Raw genomic sequence first — 13,902 nt, forward strand, 5'->3', positions numbered from 1 at the left:
GAGCCACCGGCGTCATTCTTGGCCCCGGGCTCTTTGCGGTTTGCCTAGTGGTAATGCACGAGGCAACATGGGATGTCGTACTCAGAGTGGGGCCCTTCGCGGCGTTATGCAGTCTCGTCTTCGGTGCGTCGATGATTGCCTTCGCGGCCCTTCCCCCGCGGCCGGCAACGAGTGCGAACGACGTGGGCAGCGGCAACACTTTCACCATGACTGCACCCAGCCAATGGGCGTCGGGACTGTGGCTGTGGTCCGCGTTGGTCAGTACTGGTCTTGGGTGTATCGGTATCGGGCTGAACTACGCAAGCAGATCCGAGGTTATTTCCTTCAATGCCAAAGCGTGGATGGTGATGGGCGCTGCAGGAGTCAGTGCGAGTTTCTTCTCGCCGCTGCGGTATATCGGTAGGTTTCGTATCGACATCGAAAGCGATGGTATTCGCATGGAACTCGGCCGTGCCTACAGCGGATATGTGCGGTGGGCAGATATCGAATCGGTCGAACCTGCAGCGCGTGGGCGCTACGCACTCGACCTTGTACTGAAACCCGGTGCTCGTGTCGAGAACACCTCGCAGTGGTCGCCGCTCTACCGTCTGTGGGCGGGAGTCGTCACCGAAGCATCGCCCTTTCACGATGGCTATGTGCGCCTCGAATGTGGCGGGTGGACGGGCGACAGGAGTGCTCTCCTGGAAGAAATCGTGCACCACGTCCCGGAACGGCAGGCAATCCCCGGTGAGCACGCCTGAGGCGATACGCACCTCGCGGGAGTCGAAGGCGAAACCAGGGCGGCTGTATCCACCCACACCCGACTGCTCTCGGCGATTGTGGCACGTCACGGCGCATGCGCGTTTCGTTGACGTCTGATTTCGACTAACCATAGCCTCGGTTCATGTTTCGAGATTGGACGCCGACGCGTCGTCGAGTTATCGCTGCGGGTGCCGTGGCCGTCGGAATGGCGGTGGGGTTGGCGCCGCGAGGCAAGGCCGCACCGATATCCACACAGCCGCAGGATTGCGCCGTTCGCTATCAGGGATACCGGCCGCAGGATCAAACCCGCCCCTACGCGCAGTTCATGGCAGAGCACACCACTCCCGCCCCGCGGCACGTCTTCGATGCCTTCGAAGGGCCGCCGCTTGCCGAGGAGTCGATTCCGCCGTTCGCGGCGATGCATACCGATCTGGGACGGTCCAGTTACTCGGAAATCGAGACGGGCTACGGCCGTCAAGCAGGTGGAGTGCTGTTCGTCGCGGTCAGGACGGTCATGCCGCGGGTGACGCCGGCGATGTGGGATTGGTGGTTCGGCTGGCATTCCGTCGAGGCCGCCCGATACAAGCTGTGGCACCCCGACGCGCACCTCTACGCGTCGCTGAAGCACGACCTGACGGGCGCCGATATCGCCGACAAGCAGAAGTACGTCGGCAACACCACCTATGTCGACGAATATGTCGGCCCCAAACTGCAGCAACTGGGGATCGAGTTTCGTGATCCGATCGCGCACGGTTTCGACGTGCCGCCGGATCAGACGCTGATTCTCGGACGGGTCGGAAGCAGCATCGTGCCGGTCGATCTGGGCTGGCTCGCGCATCAGGTGCGCCCGATCGACGGTGGAAGCGAGATGCGAAGTCGGTTCTATCTGAACATCCGCGGATTGCACCTCCCCAACCTCGGGCAGGCCGCATGCGCTGTTCGACGGGGCGCATCGGTCGATCCGAGAGATCTGGTGCTCTCGCTGTCGGTGGCCAAAGACCTGCTCCTGCATTGCGGGGAAGAGATGAACCACCTCGCCGGGTTCCTACCGGAACTTCACGCGCAGTTCTCCTGATTGTCGCCCTCCTGGGTTAACATGACAGGACACTGTCAAATGGAGGACTTCGTGAAGACCATCGCTCTTTACGCTACCGACACCATGGCCGACTGGGAGTACAGCTACCTCGTCGCCGGCATTGCCATGGCACGCGAGCAGGCTCCGGACCGCTACCAGCTGAAAATTCTGTCCGACGGCGGCGGCGACGTCACCAGCCTCGGCGGCGTCCACATCGTTCCCGACGGTGACCTGGCTGATCTCGACACCTCGGAGCTCGCGGCCTTGATCCTGCCCGGTGGCAACACGTGGGGTGAAGGGCATGCGAACGTCCTGACGCTCGCTGTCGACCTGCTGGGTCGAGGAATCCCCGTCGGCGCCATCTGCGGCGCCACCCTGGGTCTCGCGCGATACAGCGCGCTGAACTCCCGGCCGCACACCAGCAATGCGCCCGAATTTCTCGCTGCAGCAACCGAATACACCGGGCAACAGCACTACCGAGATGAGCGAACCGTCTCCGACGGCACCCTCGTCACTGCTCCCGGCACAGCGCCTCTCGAGTTCGCGAAGGCGGTGTTCGAAGCGCTCGAACTCTTCCCACAGCCCGTCATCGACGCCTGGTACGGCCTCTACTCGACGGGGGAGAAGAAGTACTACGACCAACTCGTGGGGGCCGAGTGAGATCACCCGCTGGGGACGCACTCACAGACTTGGTTCTGCCGGCGTTCGAACTCAACGGTGAGCTGCTGGCCGCCGCGAAGAACATCGCCGAACCCGCAGGTCTGACGCCCGCCGGGTGGCAGGTGCTCGGCGCAACGCTCGAAGAGCCGCTGTCCGTCGCCGACATCGCCAGGCGGGTCGGGCTCGGACTAGCCCGTCAGAGTGTGCAGCGCACCGCCGACATCCTCGTCGACAAAGGGTGGGCCGAATACCTCGACAACCCGAAACATCGTCGGGCAAAGCTGTTGCGTCCCAGCGACAAAGGGCGCGAAGCGTTGGAGAAGCTACGAGCCGACCAGCACGCGTTCGCCAATGCCGTCGGGGAAGAAGTCGGCGAGAACGAGATTCGTCGCGTCCTGGCCGGGATGAAAAGCATCATCGAGGCGTCGCGACGATATCGAGGAGACTGCTATACCGGGATGAGCGAGGAGTAGTAGTTCTCCTGCGCCGGGTAGTAGCGGTCGAAACTCGGTAGCGGGCGGTGTTCACGGGAGGCGACCAGCATGTCGAGGTAGTACTCCCAGCCCGGTCCGATATCACCGATACTGGTAGTGCCGGTCAGATGGTGGACGAAACTCAGGGTCGTGGTGCCGTCGGATTCGGTGAGGGTGACCTCGAGCTTCCAGCCGCCCTCGGTCTCCGATGTCGATACGGCCAGATGCGTGGGTTCTTCGCACGCGTCGATTTTCAGCTCCGACCAGGGCTTGCCCTCCTCGAACACCATCTGCACTCGTACCATGTTCTTGGACAATCGTTCCCATGGCCCGTACCAGCCGGCAGTGCGGTCCGATTCGGTGAGGCTCGCCCACACGTCCTCGCGGGACGCTCGGAAGGTCCTGGTCAATTCGAGATCGACTCCGACGGCCGTGCGACGCAGAATTCCGGTGGGCTGCATCATCCCACTATGCAACACCTACGTAGCGAAGAACAGAGGTCGTCGCGGCCGCTGCTACGACCACCGCCACGAAGGGCGCCCGACGCCACGCCAGAATCGCGGCGACGGCAACTCCGGCGGGCAACGCGAACCCGGCGAACCCCCGATCGACGACGAGAGCAGATGTCGCGATCAGGGCCACGAAGATCACCGCCACCGACATCGAACTCAGGTGCTCGACGCGCGGGGAGAGGGTGACCCGGCTGCGCAGCGCAGGCCCGACCAGGCGCAACGCGAGCGTTCCGACGGCGAGGGCGATCATGGGCCAGATCATGGCTTCACCTTCGTGATCAGGGGACTGACGGCCACGCCGGCGAGGGCCAGCAGTACCGGAATGCCGGGTGGCAGGACGGTTGCCGCCGCGACCGCGATGGCGGAGCCGATGACCGCTGCGGTGCGCGTCGCGGCATCGCGGAGCGCGGGCATCACGAGGGCGATGAGGATGGCGGGAAAGGCGGCGTCGAGGCCGAGCGCCCCGGTATCGGTGATGATTCCGCCGAGCGCTGCGCCGCCGAGGACGCCGATGTTCCAGCTGACGAACAGCCCGATCCCGCACAGCCAGAATGCCGTTCGTCGAGCGGCTGGTTCGCTCTCGGCGACGGTGAACGCGACGGTTTCGTCGGTGACCAGATGGATGCCGAGGATCTTGCGCGGCCAGGGGGTGCCGGTGAAGGCGTCGGACACCGAGAAGCCAAGCGGGACGAGTCGCGTGTTGACCAGCAGGGCGCTTGCCACGGCGGCGATGGGATTGCCGCCCGCGGCCAGCACTCCGACGAGAATGAACTGCGCGGCACCGGCGAAGACGAATACCGACATCGCGATCGGAACCCAGATGGGGAGGCCTGCAGCCACTGAGATGGCACCGAAAGATGCCCCGACCAGGCCGTCGGCCAAACACACGAGGGCGATATCGCGAGTCGCGGGATGAGGTGTTCGCCATATCGAACGCATGGACATAATAGTGGACGATGCTAGTGTCGTTCGTCAAGGCGAACGACCGACTGATGGAGTGAACGATCATGACGCAGCCCAGCGCACCCATCGCTGCCATCGCCGCCTCCCTACAGCGGGAACGAAAGCGTGTCGGGTTGTCCCTCGCCGAGGTCGCGCGGCGGGCAGGCATCGCCAAGTCCACGCTGTCCCAACTCGAATCCGGCACGGGCAACCCCAGCGTCGAAACGCTGTGGGCGCTGAGCGTGACGCTCGATGTGCCGTTCGCGCAGCTCGTCGAACCCGCGCGGCCGAGCGTGCAGTTGATTCGCGCCGGCGAAGGCCCACGCTTCGCCTCCGATCGCGCCGACTACGTGGCGACGCTGCTGGCGTCGTGCCCGCCGAACGCGCGCCGCGACCTCTACCTGATCATGGCCCAGGTCGGTGAGCCGCGTCGATCGGACCCGCACTCACCGGGCGTCGTCGAGCACGTGGTGCTAGCGGCGGGCCGGGCGATGGTCGGACCGATCGACGAGCCCGTCGAACTGCATCCCGGCGACTACATCAGCTACCCGGGCGACCTACCCCACACCTTCGAAGCACTCGAACCGGATACCTCGGCGGTGCTGGTGTCCGAGCACGCCTGAACGGGTGCGAGATGCTCGGTTTTTTGGCAGGGTGAATCCAATGCAGCGGCGCTCGGGTGAGAGTTGGTCCGAAGGGCCGATCCCAGGGGCAACCCCTGGGCGAGAAAGAAGAACTGGGCACTGCGTCCGACGCCGCTCCGCACGCTCCGCGTGCACGCCGGCGCCGAGTACGAAAGATTCAGGTCACCCGGCGCCGCTGCAGCCAGGAACTGCATGAGCGAGCGGCAGTACATCCCGCCGATGGCCGCCGCACTTGCTCGACTCGCCGCCGACGCCCCGTGGACGCGGGAGCGACTCGAGGAAGCGTTCATGCCGTTGCTCGGGGCGAGGGCATCGCGGCTCGCGGACCGGCTCGTCGAGCTGCACCCGGCCCCACCGTTCGACGAGGCCTCGGTCCATCGGTTGATCGCGGACCTGCCGCTGCTCCCCGAGACCGCCTCCATCACTCCGGAACGACGCACCAGCAGTTTCGCGGAGTGGCGTTTCGAGGTGCCGCGCTACGTCACCACCGGTGACCTCGCCGAATCGCTGAACCTGACCATCCCGGAGATCGAATGGTTCGCCGACGCGCAGTCCCGGCTCCGCACGGCTCCCGAACCGCTGCGGCACTACCGCACCACACCGATCCCCAAGCGGGTGGGCGCGCGCCTACTCGAGATTCCGAAGCCGCGGCTGCGCGAGATCCAGCGAAAGATACTGCGCCGCATTCTGGATCGGGTCCCACCCCACAGCGCGGCGCACGGATTCGTCAAAGGCCGCAGCCCGCGCACCTTCGGAATTCCGCATGCCGGGCACGAGGTCCTCGTATCGGTGGATCTGAAGGACTTCTTCCCGTCGATCGGTATCGACAGGATCGTCGCGATCTTCGGCGCCCTGGGCTATCCGCGCACCGTCGCATGGAATCTCGCCTACCTGTGCACGACGAGCACTCCGGCTGAGCAGTTGAGTGGATTCGCCTACCCGAGCGCCTCATTGCTGCGGACGCGTCACCTTCCGCAGGGTGCGCCGACGTCTCCTGCCCTCGCCAACCTGGCGGCGCGAAAGCTCGACATCCGGCTCACCGGCCTCGCCGGATCGATGGGTCTGCGCTACACCAGGTACGCCGACGATCTCGCCTTCTCCGGCTCGTGCGACGCCGATGTGTTGTTGTGGACGATCCGGCAGATCGTTCGCGACGAAGGATTCGGTCTCAACCCCGGCAAGACCCGGGTGCGCCGCGCACACAAGCGCCAGCAACTGGCCGGTCTGGTGGTCAACGAGTGGCCGGCCGTGCCGCGTCGGGAGTACGACGGACTGCGCGCGATCCTGCACAACTGCATCCTCACCGGGCCGGCCGCGCAGAACCGAGCCGGTGTCCCCGACTTCCGCGCCCACCTCTACGGCCGCATCGCCCACATCGGCGAGACCAGCGCGGCGAGGCGTCGTAGATTGCTCGAAATGGCGGAGCAAGTGGACTGGTCTTGACCCTCACACTGTGTGAGACGGAAACCTTGGAGGGGTCATGTTCACCATTGGAGAGTTCGCATCGATCGGCCGGGTTTCCATCCGCATGCTCCGGCACTACGACCACATCGGACTGCTGACCCCGGCGCGAGTTGATCCGTACACCGGATACCGCTTCTACGACGGCCGGCAGTTCGAGACTTTGGGCCGAGTACTCGAGTTCAAGGACTTGGGTTTTCGGCTCGATGACGTCAAGCGGATCGTCGACGGCGATCTCGACGACGCTGCGTTGCGCGAGATGCTCGCAGCCAAGCGCGCTGAGGTGGCCTCGCGAATCGACCTCGATGCGGCCAGACTTCGCCGACTCGATGCTCGCCTCCAACACACCGAAGGAGCACACGCCATGATCACCGTGGAAACGAAATCCTTGCCAGCTGTGCGCATCGCGCAGATCAGTCGAACCGCAACCGGGTTCGGCAACGAGAACATCGGCCCGGTCATCGGGCCGATGTACGCGCAGTTGGCCGAGCAGCTCGCGGCGGCAGGGGTTGCATTCGGCCCCTCGTCCATCGCCACCTACGAGGCCCTCGACGACGATTTTGCCGACATCCGGGTCAACGCGGCGTTCCCAGTGCACGGGGATGTGCAGGCAGCAGGCGAGGTTGAAATTGTGGATCTGCCCGGCGTCGAATTGGCTGTGACGACGATCCACCACGGCTCGATGGCCACCATCGCGCAGACTTGGGAAGCGCTGATGGCATGGACAACTGAGAACGGCTACCAACTCGCCGGAATCTGCCGCGAAAACTACCTCGTCTCCGAACCCAAGCCCCAGGAAGAGTGGGTCACCGAACTGCAGCAGCCCGTCGTGAAGGCGTGAACTGGGAAGCTACGACGCCCGGCTGAGCGCGATCTCGCCGATGCACTGGCAACCGCCGGTTACCTCGGAGCAGTCGAGCACGAGGTAGTGGCGGATGTACTCGTAATCGAGGCATTCCGGTTCGGTGCATTCGGGCGAGCCGGATGAGTGGATCACCAGCGTGCCGTGGCAGTGATCGACAGCTGCGGTGCAGTCTCTGCAAGACATGACGGGCGCTCCTTTCGCGTGTGTCCTTCCTTGATATCACCGCACTCCGACAGGTCCGGGAGATGAAGGGTGTGTTCGGATGCGCGCGCTGTTATTGGGTGTCGCGGCGCCGCCCTCTCCGATTAGCATCGCGGGATGGCTACTCCTCACGACAAAGTGTTCTTCGGCGACCGCATCATCGATGCGCAGGACGCGACGCTGGGGGTAGCCACGTCCGCCGTCCTGTACGGCTTGAGTGTCTACACGGTCTTCCCGGTGCAGACCACCGATGGCGCGAGAACTGCGTTCCGGCTACGCGACCACCACCAACGGCTACTGGAATCCTGCAAGATCATCGGCATCGACACCTTCGGTCCGGCGTGGCCGTTCGAGCGCTTCGTCGAGGTGGTTCGCGAGGTCGTCGCCGCGAACGATCCGCAGCACGAGGTGTACGTCCGTGCCACCGTGCACGTGGACGAGTCGATCCCCGGCACCCGAGTGCGCGGTTTGAGCACCACGGTGTCGATCTTCCTGTACGACGCCGTGCCGATCGTCCCGCAGGACGGCATGCGCCTCAAGACGAGTGTGTGGCGCCGGATCCCCGACAACGCGATTCCCTCGCGCGCGAAGGTGAACGGCGCGTACGTCAATTCGGTGCTCGCGAAACAGGACGCGATCGACAGCGGCTTCGACGACTGCATCTTCCTCGACATCAACGGCCACGTGTGCGAGCTCAGTGCGGCGAACATTTTCCTCGTCCGAGGTGGGACGTTGATCACCCCCGACGTCACCAGCGACATCCTCGACGGCATCAACCGTCGCACCATCTTGACCCTCGCCCGGGAAGAGGGCTTGGAGGTCCAGGAACGCACCGTCGACCTCACCGAGCTGTACATCGCCGACGAGGTGTTCGTGTGCGGGACCTCAGCGGGTGTCGCGCCCGTGCACGAGATCGACGGCCGCGCGGTTGCCGAGCGCGCAACCGGTCCTGTCACCTTGATGCTGCGTAAGCGACACCTCGCAGCTCTGACGGGCGACGAGGTGCACGGCTGGGTCACCACCCTCTGACACCCGTTCCGCCGACCCCGTTCCGCCGAGATCGAGGTTATGCCGCGGTTCCGGCGCTTTTCAGTGCATGACCTCGATCTCGGCGATCAGGGACGAGCAGCCGCATCGAGAAGCACCGCTGCCGCGCGGCGTGCAGCGATCGCGGCCTCGGGGGATTCCGAGATCGCGGCGGTGGTCTGAGCCCCCTCAGCAAGCAGTGCGATCTGCAGGCCCAGCTCCGGTGAACAGCCTGCTTCGACGACCAAGTCTGTTACGTAGTCCACGAATTGCCGCTTGTGGGCGTGTGCGGCGTCGGCGACGGCGGGCATCGTGGCACCGAGCTCGCCGAACGAGTTGATGAAGGCGCAGCCCCGGAAATTGTCCTCGCGAAACCACTGATCGAGAAAGTCGAAGATCGACAGGATCTTCTCGCGCGGGGTGTCGTGGTGGGCTGCTTCGGCCAGGATGCGCTCGTTCCACAGGGCAGTACGACCGGCCAGCACCTGCGCGACGATGTCGGCTTTGGACGGGAACAGTGCGTACATGCGCTTGAGCGGGATGCCGGCCGCGGTGCGGACGGCGTCCATCCCGACGGCTTGCACGCCGCGCGCGTAGAACAACTCGTCCGCGGCTTCGAGTACTGCCGTGCGCGCATCGTCCGTTTCCATCGCTGCCCTCCTCTACCCCTTGCGCTGAGAACCTACGTTCTCTACGGTAGTGCATAGCGAGAGAACGTTCGTTCTCTCGCGAGAACTCACCGACGAGGAAAGGCTCAACCATGGCTTTCATCAACGTAGGTACCGAGAACAGCACACCCATCGACGTCTACTACGAGGATCACGGAACCGGACAGCCCGTGGTGCTGATTCACGGGTACCCGCTCGACGGCAACTCCTGGGAGCGTCAGGCTGCGGCTCTGCTCGACGCCGGCTACCGCGTCATCACCTACGACCGCCGCGGCTTCGGGCAGTCCAGCAAGCCCGCCACCGGGTACGACTACGACACCTTCGCCTCGGACCTGAACTCCGTGCTCACCGAGCTGGACCTCAGTGATGTCGTACTCGTCGGATTCTCGATGGGCACAGGCGAACTCGCCCGCTACGCCGCGAAGTACGGCACCGACCGCATCGCGAAGTTCGCGTTCCTCGCCTCGCTCGAACCGTTCCTGCTGCAGACCGAGGACAACCCGACCGGTGTTCCGCAGTCGGTCTTCGACGGCATCTCCGCCGCCGCGCGCGGGGACCGCTTCGCCTGGTTCGACAACTTCTACAAGGATTTCTACAACCTCGACGAAAACCTCGGCACCCGCATCAGCGAGGCTGCCGTGCGCAACAGCTGGAACGTCGCCGCCGGCAGCGCACCCGTCGCGGCATACGCCGTCGTACCGACATGGATCGAGGATTTCCGCGACGATGTCCAGAAGGTTCGCCAGTCAGGCAAGCCCACGCTGATCCTGCACGGCACCAAGGACAACATCCTGCCCATCGACTCCACCGGCCGCGAGTTCACCAAGGCCTTCCCCGAGGCCGAGTACGTCGAGATCGAGGGCGCACCTCACGGTCTGCTGTGGACGCACTTCCAGGAGGTCAACGACGTCCTGCTGCCGTTCGTACAGAAGTAGCTTTTCGTGCGAGCATGAATGCGTGGGTGACGCCGACCGACCGTCCGTGGTGACCTCGGAGTCCGTGCGGCTCGGGGTGCTGCTGGCGGTCGTGGGCGGGTTCCTCGACGCCTACACGTTCATGACTCGCGACGGGGTGTTCGCCAACGCGCAGACCGCCAACGTGGTGTTGTTCGGGATCGATCTGGTGCAAGGGGACTGGCGGTCCGCGCTGGGATACGTGCCACCTCTGGTGGCGTTCACGTTGGGCGTGTTCACCGCGGAAGCTGTATCCAGACCGGCCGTCGCACGTATCGTGCGACGGCCGGTTCGCGCTGTCCTCGTCATCGAGATCATGGTGCTCGCGATCGTGGGATTCGTCCCAACTTCGGTCCCGAATCCTGTTGTCACCATTGCGATTTCCTTCGTGGCCGCGCTTCAGGTCACCACGTTCAGGGTGCTCGTCGACCAAGCGTTCAGTACCACCATGACGACGGGCAACTTACGCAGCCTCTCCCAGGCCGCCTTTCACCGAATCGCCGACGGCGACAGAGCCGCTGGGGCCAGGGCGCTCAACTTCGGATTCGTCATCGCGGGCTTCCTGTGCGGAGCCATTCTGGGTTCGCAGATGGTCCGCGTCCTCGACACCGGTGCCGCATGGGTGGCGGCGGGCATGCTGGTAGTGGCGTTGGCACTGTTCATGTTCGACGAGTGGCGGGGCGTGCCGCGTGTGAGGCACCCGTCGCCGTAGCCTCCACCGCCGAGCTACTGGCCGACGACGACGACCCCGTCGGAATCGCTGTAGACGATTTCACCCGGGTTGAAGGTGATCCCGCCGAATTCGACGGGCACGTTCTTCTCGCCCGATCCGGTTTGGGTGCTCTTGCGGGGGTTGGAGCCGAGCGCTTTGACGCCGATCTCGAGGGTGCGCAGGATCGCGGCATCGCGGATGGCGCCGTTGACGATCACCCCGGCCCATCCGTTGGTGACGCCTCGGCCGGCGATGATGTCGCCGACGAGGGCGGTGTGCACGCTAGCGTCCCCGTCGACGACGAGTACGCCGCCGTTGCCGGGCTCGCTGAGGGTCTGCTTGACCAGCAGATTGTCCTGGAAGCACTTGATGGTGGTGATGGGTCCGGCGAACTCCGGGTTCTTGCCGAATTGGACGAACTGTGTGTCGCAGCTACGAATCTCGGGCCCGATCTCGTCGGCCAGATCTGCGGTTGCCTTGAATTCGACGGAAGTCATGGCCGAGAGCTTAGTCGAGTCGTCCGTGGCGTCTTTCGTAGTCCTCGCGCGTGCGGTCGACCCTGGCCTGCGCGTCCGCATTGAGAAGCGCCGGGTCCAGGCCGTGGACGAGCAGGCGGTGCCGACGGTAGACGTTCATCAGCGCGATGGTGAAGTACACCAGCGGAATGAACAGCAGCGCCATCATCGCCAACCCGATCCACAGCGGACCCGGGATGAGGAGAAACAGCGCGAGCAACGGAACCACCGGCAGCGTGAATCGGATCAGATACCGGGCCTGCGCGCCGGTACCGACGAGATCGTCACGAACCCAGTCCTGCATGGAAGGCGGCAGCACACGTCCGAACTGGTAACCCAGGTACTGCCCGAAGTCGGGCTTGTGTGTGCTCACAGTTGCAAACTCTACTCTTGTCGAACCAACCTCCTGATCAGCTGTTGCGCGCGGCGTTGGCGACGATCGCGTCGCGAATGTACCGGGCAAGACCCGGGGCCCTGTCGTCGTAGTGCTTGGTGAAGCGCTCGTCGGCGATGTACATCTCGCCGAGGCAGACGTGCATCTCGTAGCCGCAGTCGTAGTGCCGTTCGATGCTTGCTCGGTGCCGTTCGGCCAGTGCCGCGGCCTCCTCGGACTCCGCGGAAACCCCGGCCGTGAGCGCCTGGGCAAAATCCGCGTCCAAGGCGTCGGATTCGGCCTTGACGCGCTTCCAGTCCTCCTTGGTGAACCGCGCCGTCCGCTCCTGCGACTGCTTCCACGCCTCGGTGTCGCCCCAGCGCTCCTCGGCCTCGCCTGCATACTCGTCGCCGAGCCAGTCGTCGCCGAACACCTCGCGCTGCTCGTCCGGGGTGAGTTGAATTCCCATTTTTTTCGCCTCCATCATCTTGTCCACGGCCGCAGCCATTCGATGCAAGCGATCGATCCGCTCGTCGAGCAGATCGCGTTGGCGTTGTAGATGCGCCATCGCGTCGACGGTCGGATCGTCCAGGAGAGTGGCGATGTCGTCCAGCGCGAAACCGAGTTCGCGGTAGGTCAGCACTCGGTGCAGACGTTCGACGTCTGCCGCCGAGTAGCTGCGGTAGCCCTTGGGCGTGCGGTCCGACGGCACGACGAGACCGATGTCGTCGTAGTGGTGCAGAGTCCGCACGCTGATCCCGACGAGCCGGGCCACCTCGCCGACTTTCATCTCTCCTGAATCGCTCACAGAAGACAAGGGTGGTACCTCCCGCGACGTCAGGGTCAAGTCCTTTCTCAGCGAACCACTCTTTCGCAGCCACCGGTAGGTACGCCGGCGAGTCGCTCGTCGAGCCATGCGAACGCGCCAGGCCTGCCGTTGCCCTCTGCAGCTGCGTGGTCACCGGGAACCAGTTCCAGATGCACCGAGGCTCCCATGGCGCACCACTGATCCTGGACAGCCTCGGCTCCCGCCTTGGGGATGATGAAGTCCTGTAGGCCCTGGTAGATGTAGATCGGCGCCTCGGGCTGCATCTGGCCCATCCGGGTCTCCTCGACGATGGCGCGTGTCAGCGGTTCATCGAACACGTCGGGGGAGGTGGAGAAGTTCCGCTGGTCGAGCAGCAGGAGGCCGCTGTAGGACAGCACGTCCACGCACTGATCCTTCTGCAGGAGCGCGATGCGTCGCCCGGTGTCGTTGGTCGAGTCGAGCAGCTCGGGGTATTCGCGTGCGAGCCCCGTCGTGGCGGCAGCGAACAAGCCGGAGCCGATGCCTCCGTTGAGGGAGCGCTGCAGGATGTTGTAGTCGGTGGGTGGCCCGCCGAACGCGACGCCGACGATGTTCAGTTCCGGTGCGTACCCGGGTGCCAGCTGAGCCGCCCAACCCGAGGCGATGGCGCCGCCGGAGTAACCGGTGATGCCGATGGGTGCGTCGGGGGATACGCCGGCGGTCCGACTCGCGCGAAGTCCGTCGAGGACGGTGTGCCCCGACACGATCCCGGCCGAGTAGGCCTGACGCGGCCCCTGGTAGTCGGTGACGACGACGGCATATCCGCGGCCCAGCAGGTCGCCGACCCGGTCGATCTCCTTGTTGGTGCCGCGGGGGAGCGTGTACGACGGCGCGCATGCGTTGCCGAGCGAATCGGTCGCCTCGTTGTATGCGACGACCGGTCGAGGTCCGCCGCCCGTCCACGGAGCATCGGGAACGATGACGGTCGTCGCCGCAGCAATCGGGTTGTACTTCGAGTCGGTCGACCGGAACAGCAATTGAGTCGACGTCGTACCCGGTAGCACCGCAACGCTTCTGGAGTTCAGAACCGCACCGGGACTGCGTGTTTCGAACCCGGCAGGCGGGTCGAACCACGAATCGCCGAGAGGAGTGGGCAGATAGGCTGCCGGATCTCGAGGTGGTGCGAGGAGATCGCCCACTGGGTCTGCCCGTGCTGCCGGCGCGAGCGCGAACAGCATCGCTGCTGCCCCCGCGAGAACGAAAGTTCTACGCATCGTGTGTTTCCCACCCTGCA

Annotated in this window: 19 protein-coding genes; 10 read left to right on the forward strand and 9 right to left on the reverse strand. The window is 64.8% G+C overall.

Translation table 11 applies throughout. The features are described 5' to 3' along the window. Positions 1-206 precede the first annotated feature (206 nt). From J1M86_RS03730 to J1M86_RS03745, 4 genes are all read left to right on the forward strand, one after another. On the forward strand, positions 207-740 hold the full coding sequence (locus J1M86_RS03730) for a hypothetical protein (protein WP_206508869.1): 534 nt from the start codon (positions 207-209) through the stop codon (positions 738-740). Between the two features lie 143 nt (positions 741-883). Continuing rightward, positions 884-1,816, forward strand: a complete 933-nt coding sequence (locus J1M86_RS03735; RefSeq protein WP_241259530.1) for a hypothetical protein — start codon at positions 884-886, stop codon at positions 1,814-1,816. Between the two features lie 39 nt (positions 1,817-1,855). Then, positions 1,856-2,476, forward strand: coding sequence for a DJ-1/PfpI family protein (locus J1M86_RS03740; protein ID WP_206508870.1), 621 nt, complete (start codon positions 1,856-1,858; stop codon positions 2,474-2,476). Then, positions 2,473-2,949: a MarR family winged helix-turn-helix transcriptional regulator gene (locus J1M86_RS03745; RefSeq protein WP_206508871.1), complete on the forward strand. Its 477-nt coding sequence runs from the start codon at positions 2,473-2,475 to the stop codon at positions 2,947-2,949. Before J1M86_RS03740 ends, J1M86_RS03745 begins: the two co-directional genes overlap by 4 nt. Here the strand turns inward: J1M86_RS03745 and J1M86_RS03750 are convergent. From J1M86_RS03750 to J1M86_RS03760, 3 genes are read right to left on the reverse strand one after another with little or no spacing between them, the layout of a single operon-like run. Beyond that, complete coding sequence (locus J1M86_RS03750) at positions 2,925-3,413, reverse strand: SRPBCC domain-containing protein (protein WP_206508872.1); 489 nt, start codon at positions 3,411-3,413, stop codon at positions 2,925-2,927. The two genes, J1M86_RS03745 and J1M86_RS03750, sit on opposite strands and share 25 nt — an antisense overlap. A 4-nt stretch (positions 3,414-3,417) precedes the next feature. Then, positions 3,418-3,723 carry an AzlD domain-containing protein gene (locus J1M86_RS03755; RefSeq protein ID WP_206508873.1) on the reverse strand — a complete coding sequence of 102 codons (306 nt, stop codon included), beginning with the start codon at positions 3,721-3,723 and terminating at the stop codon, positions 3,418-3,420. Beyond that, on the reverse strand, positions 3,720-4,400 hold the full coding sequence (locus tag J1M86_RS03760; protein ID WP_075837770.1) for an AzlC family ABC transporter permease: 681 nt from the start codon (positions 4,398-4,400) through the stop codon (positions 3,720-3,722). Before J1M86_RS03760 ends, J1M86_RS03755 begins: the two co-directional genes overlap by 4 nt. 68 nt (positions 4,401-4,468) lie before the next feature. Here J1M86_RS03760 and J1M86_RS03765 point away from each other — a divergent pair, with 68 nt between their 5' ends. From J1M86_RS03765 to J1M86_RS03775, 3 genes are all read left to right on the forward strand, one after another. Beyond that, positions 4,469-5,026, forward strand: coding sequence for a helix-turn-helix domain-containing protein (locus J1M86_RS03765; RefSeq protein ID WP_075837708.1), 558 nt, complete (start codon positions 4,469-4,471; stop codon positions 5,024-5,026). 213 nt (positions 5,027-5,239) lie between these two features. Then, positions 5,240-6,490, forward strand: a complete 1,251-nt coding sequence (locus tag J1M86_RS03770) for a reverse transcriptase family protein (RefSeq protein WP_241259531.1) — start codon at positions 5,240-5,242, stop codon at positions 6,488-6,490. A gap of 37 nt (positions 6,491-6,527) precedes the next feature. Beyond that, positions 6,528-7,349, forward strand: a complete 822-nt coding sequence (locus J1M86_RS03775; protein WP_075837707.1) for a MerR family transcriptional regulator — start codon at positions 6,528-6,530, stop codon at positions 7,347-7,349. A gap of 9 nt (positions 7,350-7,358) precedes the next feature. On the opposite strand, the gene J1M86_RS03780 is transcribed toward J1M86_RS03775, so the two are convergent. Continuing rightward, entirely contained in the window at positions 7,359-7,556 is a 198-nt protein-coding gene (locus tag J1M86_RS03780) for a hypothetical protein (protein ID WP_075837706.1), read from the reverse strand. 135 nt (positions 7,557-7,691) lie between these two features. Here J1M86_RS03780 and J1M86_RS03785 point away from each other — a divergent pair, with 135 nt between their 5' ends. Beyond that, a complete protein-coding gene (locus J1M86_RS03785; protein WP_206508874.1) occupies positions 7,692-8,603 on the forward strand; it encodes an aminotransferase class IV in 912 nt (303 codons plus the stop codon). 86 nt (positions 8,604-8,689) lie between these two features. On the opposite strand, the gene J1M86_RS03790 is transcribed toward J1M86_RS03785, so the two are convergent. Further along, positions 8,690-9,250 (reverse strand): TetR/AcrR family transcriptional regulator, encoded by a 561-nt coding sequence (locus tag J1M86_RS03790; RefSeq protein ID WP_075837705.1) that lies wholly within the window; start codon positions 9,248-9,250, stop codon positions 8,690-8,692. Between the two features lie 110 nt (positions 9,251-9,360). Here J1M86_RS03790 and J1M86_RS03795 point away from each other — a divergent pair, with 110 nt between their 5' ends. Then, the gene (locus J1M86_RS03795) at positions 9,361-10,203 is read left to right on the forward strand and encodes an alpha/beta fold hydrolase (RefSeq protein ID WP_075837704.1); all 843 of its coding nucleotides are present in this window, start codon (positions 9,361-9,363) and stop codon (positions 10,201-10,203) included. A gap of 22 nt (positions 10,204-10,225) precedes the next feature. Continuing rightward, positions 10,226-10,933 (forward strand): YoaK family protein, encoded by a 708-nt coding sequence (locus tag J1M86_RS03800; protein WP_075837703.1) that lies wholly within the window; start codon positions 10,226-10,228, stop codon positions 10,931-10,933. A gap of 14 nt (positions 10,934-10,947) precedes the next feature. Here the strand turns inward: J1M86_RS03800 and rraA are convergent, their stop codons facing one another. The 4 genes from rraA to J1M86_RS03820 form a co-directional block, all read right to left on the reverse strand. Continuing rightward, on the reverse strand, positions 10,948-11,430 hold the full coding sequence (gene rraA, locus J1M86_RS03805; protein ID WP_075837702.1) for a ribonuclease E activity regulator RraA: 483 nt from the start codon (positions 11,428-11,430) through the stop codon (positions 10,948-10,950). Between the two features lie 10 nt (positions 11,431-11,440). Then, positions 11,441-11,821 (reverse strand): DUF5313 family protein, encoded by a 381-nt coding sequence (locus tag J1M86_RS03810; protein ID WP_075837701.1) that lies wholly within the window; start codon positions 11,819-11,821, stop codon positions 11,441-11,443. A 37-nt stretch (positions 11,822-11,858) separates the two neighbouring features. Next, entirely contained in the window at positions 11,859-12,611 is a 753-nt protein-coding gene (locus J1M86_RS03815) for a MerR family transcriptional regulator (protein WP_206509131.1), read from the reverse strand. A gap of 65 nt (positions 12,612-12,676) precedes the next feature. Then, complete coding sequence (locus J1M86_RS03820; protein WP_241259532.1) at positions 12,677-13,882, reverse strand: lipase family protein; 1,206 nt, start codon at positions 13,880-13,882, stop codon at positions 12,677-12,679. Positions 13,883-13,902: the final 20 nt, after the last annotated feature.

The organism is Rhodococcus sp. KRD197 (assembly GCF_017168235.1).
GTDB lineage: Bacteria > Actinomycetota > Actinomycetes > Mycobacteriales > Mycobacteriaceae > Rhodococcoides.

What these genes read in the sequence shown, in the direction of transcription:
- J1M86_RS03730 (WP_206508869.1), top strand. Translation starts at nt 207, where the DNA reads ATGACTGCACCCAGCCAATGGGCGTCGGGACTGTGGCTGTGGTCCGCG.
- J1M86_RS03735 (WP_241259530.1), top strand. Translation starts at nt 884, where the DNA reads ATGTTTCGAGATTGGACGCCGACGCGTCGTCGAGTTATCGCTGCGGGT.
- J1M86_RS03740 (WP_206508870.1), top strand. Translation starts at nt 1,856, where the DNA reads ATGGAGGACTTCGTGAAGACCATCGCTCTTTACGCTACCGACACCATG.
- J1M86_RS03750 (WP_206508872.1), bottom strand. Translation starts at nt 3,413, where the DNA reads ATGATGCAGCCCACCGGAATTCTGCGTCGCACGGCCGTCGGAGTCGAT.
- J1M86_RS03755 (WP_206508873.1), bottom strand. Translation starts at nt 3,723, where the DNA reads ATGATCTGGCCCATGATCGCCCTCGCCGTCGGAACGCTCGCGTTGCGC.
- J1M86_RS03760 (WP_075837770.1), bottom strand. Translation starts at nt 4,400, where the DNA reads ATGCGTTCGATATGGCGAACACCTCATCCCGCGACTCGCGATATCGCC.
- J1M86_RS03765 (WP_075837708.1), top strand. Translation starts at nt 4,469, where the DNA reads ATGACGCAGCCCAGCGCACCCATCGCTGCCATCGCCGCCTCCCTACAG.
- J1M86_RS03770 (WP_241259531.1), top strand. Translation starts at nt 5,240, where the DNA reads ATGAGCGAGCGGCAGTACATCCCGCCGATGGCCGCCGCACTTGCTCGA.
- J1M86_RS03775 (WP_075837707.1), top strand. Translation starts at nt 6,528, where the DNA reads ATGTTCACCATTGGAGAGTTCGCATCGATCGGCCGGGTTTCCATCCGC.
- J1M86_RS03780 (WP_075837706.1), bottom strand. Translation starts at nt 7,556, where the DNA reads ATGTCTTGCAGAGACTGCACCGCAGCTGTCGATCACTGCCACGGCACG.
- J1M86_RS03785 (WP_206508874.1), top strand. Translation starts at nt 7,692, where the DNA reads ATGGCTACTCCTCACGACAAAGTGTTCTTCGGCGACCGCATCATCGAT.
- J1M86_RS03790 (WP_075837705.1), bottom strand. Translation starts at nt 9,250, where the DNA reads ATGGAAACGGACGATGCGCGCACGGCAGTACTCGAAGCCGCGGACGAG.
- J1M86_RS03795 (WP_075837704.1), top strand. Translation starts at nt 9,361, where the DNA reads ATGGCTTTCATCAACGTAGGTACCGAGAACAGCACACCCATCGACGTC.
- rraA (WP_075837702.1), bottom strand. Translation starts at nt 11,430, where the DNA reads ATGACTTCCGTCGAATTCAAGGCAACCGCAGATCTGGCCGACGAGATC.
- J1M86_RS03815 (WP_206509131.1), bottom strand. Translation starts at nt 12,611, where the DNA reads ATGAAAGTCGGCGAGGTGGCCCGGCTCGTCGGGATCAGCGTGCGGACT.
- J1M86_RS03820 (WP_241259532.1), bottom strand. Translation starts at nt 13,882, where the DNA reads ATGCGTAGAACTTTCGTTCTCGCGGGGGCAGCAGCGATGCTGTTCGCG.